Source organism: Mesorhizobium sp. M7A.F.Ca.CA.002.04.1.1, assembly GCF_004022805.1.
Taxonomy (GTDB): domain Bacteria; phylum Pseudomonadota; class Alphaproteobacteria; order Rhizobiales; family Rhizobiaceae; genus Mesorhizobium; species Mesorhizobium ciceri.
Window position 1 is genome coordinate 1 of sequence record NZ_RZPL01000599.1, and the last position, 3,621, is coordinate 3,621.

The window sequence follows — 3,621 nt, forward strand, 5'->3', positions numbered from 1 at the left end:
CAACTATGCCTCGAAGACCTACACCGACAGCACCGTGAAGGGCTATCCGAGCAGCCCCGAGGAGCAGGCCGATCTTGCCAATGGTCGTCTCGACGCCATCGAGGACGATATCGTCGTGCTGCAGCAGTTTCTGGACTCGCCTGACGGCGCCTGCTGCAAGATCCTCGGCCAACCTTCGCCGCAGCCGGTCGAGATTTTCGGGCCTGGTGCCGGCATTGCCGTACGCAAGGGCGAAACCGACCTGGTCAACAAGCTCAATTCGGCCATCGCCGCCATTCGCGCCAATGGAAAATACAAGGAAATCAACGACAAGTATTTCAAGTTCGACGTCTACGGCGCCGAGTCCTGATAAGCCAGGTCAAGACGGCGGGGAATTTCCCCGCCGTCTTTCTATTCGTCTTGGGAATGCCGTGAGGATAAGACCGGTCGATGCCAGCCCAGAGCATATGGACACTTCTCAGTTGGGGACCTGAAGGCTGGCTTGACGATATTGCCTATGGCGCACTGATCACCATTGCGTTGGCGCTTGCCACGCTGCCCATCGGATTGACGATCGGCTTTTTCATTGCACTCGCCAAGCAGTCCGAAGAACCGTCGCTGCGCCTTGCCGCCAACATCTACACCACCGTCTTTCGCGGCCTGCCAGAACTGGTGACGCTCTTCCTGTTCTTTTTTGGCATGCCGATCCTGCTGCAGCATCTCGTCAGGTATTTCCGGCCTGACGTCACCATCGACGTCAACAGCTTTGTCGCCGGCATGATCGTGCTTGCACTGATCTTCTCCTCCTATGCCAGTGAGGTTTTCCTTTCCGCCTTCCGCGCCATTCCCAAAGGCCAGTATGAGGGCGGCTATGCCATCGGTCTTTCGAACTGGCTGACCATGCGCAAGGTGATCGTGCCGCAACTGCTGCGCATCGCGTTTCCTGGACTGGAGAACTGCTGGCTCAGCCTGCTCAAGGACACGTCGCTGGTGTCGGTCGTCGGCCTGGCCGAGACGCTGCGCAATGCCAGCATTGCGGCCCGCGTCACCAAGCACGCTTTCCTGTTCTTCGGCGTCGCCTCGCTGGTCTTTCTTGGCCTGGCCGTCCTGTCGTCCTTCGCCACCAATGCGATCCTGCGCTCGCTTGGCCGGCGGGAGGCGCAGCGATGAGCGCCACGGCCACCATGGTCGAACGTCCGCCGCCACGGGCGCGCGGCTGGCCGCGCAGGCGTATCGCCGGTTACGCGCTGGTGGGCCTATGGATTTTGTTCGGAATCGGCATCGTCAGCTATCTCTTCCTTGCCTGGAATCCTGATTTCTTTGCCAAATATGCGCCGGCTTATCTGAGCGGGCTTGGGGTCACGCTGGCGCTGGTTTCCATATCGATGGTACTCGGCGCGATCCTGTCGGTGCCCGTCGCTTACGGGCGCATGTCCAGCAACCGGATCCTGTCCGGCCTCGCCTATTGCTACGTCTATTTCTTCCGCGGCACGCCGCTGCTGGTCCAGACCTATCTGGTCTACTACGGATTGGGCTCGTTCCGCGTCGAACTCCAGTCGGTCGGCCTCTGGGATTTTTTCAAGGACGCGTTCAATTGCGGCGTCTTTGCCTTTGCGCTCAACACGGCCGCCTACCAGGCGGAGATTCTGCGCGGCGCCATAGAGAGCGTGCCAAGAGGGCAATGGGAAGGGGCGGCCTCGCTTGGCCTGCATAAGCTGCAGACGTTGCGCAAGATCATCCTGCCGCAAGCCTTGATCGTCGCCTTGCGGCCCTATGGCAACGAACTGATCCTGATGGTCAAGGCGTCCGCCATCGTCGCCATCATCACGGTCTACGATCTGATGGGCAATGCCAAGCTCGCCTTCGCCAACTCGTTCGACATCCAGGCCTATATCTGGGTCGCCCTCGTCTATCTGGTGATGGTCGAGATATTGCGGCATGGCGTCGAATGGATCGAGCGCCGGATCACCGTTCACCTGAAACGCTGACGATTTTCGATTCGGCTGCACCAGTCGATCAGGCTATACGCGTCTTGACGAATTGAGCGCAGAGCCTAGAGCTTTCGCAGCAAATTCCGTTTCCATTCTGAAGGGCAAGCTCATGGCATCTGTGGCATTTCTCGGTCTTGGCGTGATGGGCTATCCGATGGCCGGACACTTGAAGAACAAGGGCGGCCATGACGTCACCGTCTACAACCGCACCAAGGCCAAGGCCGAGCAATGGGTTGGCCAGCATGGCGGTAGCCTGGCGGCGACCCCTGCGCAGGCCGCCGAGGGCAAGGATTTTGTGTTCTCCTGTGTCGGCAATGACGACGATCTGCGTTCGGTGACGACCGGTCCGGAAGGCGCCTTCAAATCGATGAAGAAGGGTTCGGTCTTCATCGACAACACCACCGCCTCGGCCGAGGTCGCTCGCGAGCTGGCGGCGGCGGCGCTAGCCGGCGGGTTTTCGTTTCTCGATGCGCCGGTCTCGGGCGGCCAGGCCGGCGCCGAGAACGGCGTGCTGACCGTGATGGTCGGCGGCGAGCAGGACGCTTTCGACAAAGCGAAGCCTGTCATCGACGCTTTTGCCCGCATGGTCGGCTTGATGGGGTCGGCCGGTGCCGGCCAGCTCACCAAAATGATCAACCAGATCACCATAGCCGGTCTCGTCCAGGGCTTGGCCGAAGGCATCCATTTCGGCAAGAAGGCCGGGCTCGACATCGAGAAGGTGATCGAGGTGATTTCCAAGGGCGCCGCGGGCTCCTGGCAGATGGAGAACCGCCACAAGACGATGAACGCCGGCAAATATGATTTCGGCTTCGCCGTCGACTGGATGCGCAAGGATCTCGGCATCTGCCTGGCCGAGGCCGACCGCAATGGCGCCAGACTGCCGGTCACCGCACTCGTCGACCAGTTCTACAAGGATGTGCAGGCGATGGGCGGCAAGCGCTGGGACACGTCCTCGCTGCTCGCCCGTCTCGAAAAATAGGTCTCTGCCGTGGCAGAGCTCTCGCCTCAATCCAGTGCCGCGGAAATCGTCGCCCATCTTCGCGCCATCGGATCCGAGCAGAACCGCCTCGGCATGTTGCGCTACGGCATCAAGATCGACCGTGCACTTGGCATCTCGCACGGCATGCAGCGGCAGATCGCGCGGACGATCAAACGCAACCACGAGCGCGCCTTCGAGCTATGGGACAGCGGCATCATGGAGGCGCAGTTCATTGCCTCCGTCACGGCTGACCCGAAACGGTTTTCTGCTGGAGATGCAAGACGATGGGCGGCGAGTTTCGACTCCTGGGACATCGTCGACGGCGTCTCGGATCTCTTTGTCGATACGGACGCCTGGAAAGAACTGATCGCCGAGTTTGCGGCCGACGAGCGGGAGTTCGTTCGGCGCACGGCCTTCGCCATGATGGCCTGGTCTGTCGTCCACCGGAAGCAGGAGCCAGGGGCGACCTTCCTCTCCTTCCTGCCGATCATCGAAACGCACGCGAACGACAGCCGCAATTTCGTGAAGAAAGCCGTGAACTGGGCGCTTCGGTCGATCGGTAAGCGATCGATGAACATGCACGGTGCCGCCCTGGCTGTCGCCGAACGACTGGCGCAGTCGGCAGACAAGACGGCGCGCTGGATCGGCAAGGACGCCGTAAGGGAGCTGACC

The 3,621-nt window shown here is 60.9% G+C and carries 5 protein-coding genes; all 5 read left to right on the top strand.

Features of this window, described 5'->3' with window-relative positions:
• Nucleotides 1-349: transporter substrate-binding domain-containing protein (locus ENZ75_RS25030; protein WP_128278392.1), on the top strand; the 349-nt coding region annotated here is incomplete at its 5' end.
• Nucleotides 350-429: 80 nt separating this feature from the next.
• Nucleotides 430-1,149, top strand: coding sequence for an ABC transporter permease (locus ENZ75_RS25035; protein WP_024503306.1), 720 nt, complete (start codon nt 430-432; stop codon nt 1,147-1,149).
• Nucleotides 1,146-1,967 (top strand): ABC transporter permease, encoded by an 822-nt coding sequence (locus ENZ75_RS25040; RefSeq protein ID WP_024503307.1) that lies wholly within the window; start codon nt 1,146-1,148, stop codon nt 1,965-1,967. Before ENZ75_RS25035 ends, ENZ75_RS25040 begins: the two co-directional genes overlap by 4 nt.
• Nucleotides 1,968-2,079: 112 nt before the next feature.
• Nucleotides 2,080-2,949 (top strand): NAD(P)-dependent oxidoreductase, encoded by an 870-nt coding sequence (locus ENZ75_RS25045; RefSeq protein ID WP_024503308.1) that lies wholly within the window; start codon nt 2,080-2,082, stop codon nt 2,947-2,949.
• Nucleotides 2,950-2,958: 9 nt separating this feature from the next.
• A partial coding sequence (locus ENZ75_RS25050; RefSeq protein WP_128278393.1) for a DNA alkylation repair protein occupies nt 2,959-3,621 on the top strand: 663 nt, incomplete at its 3' end.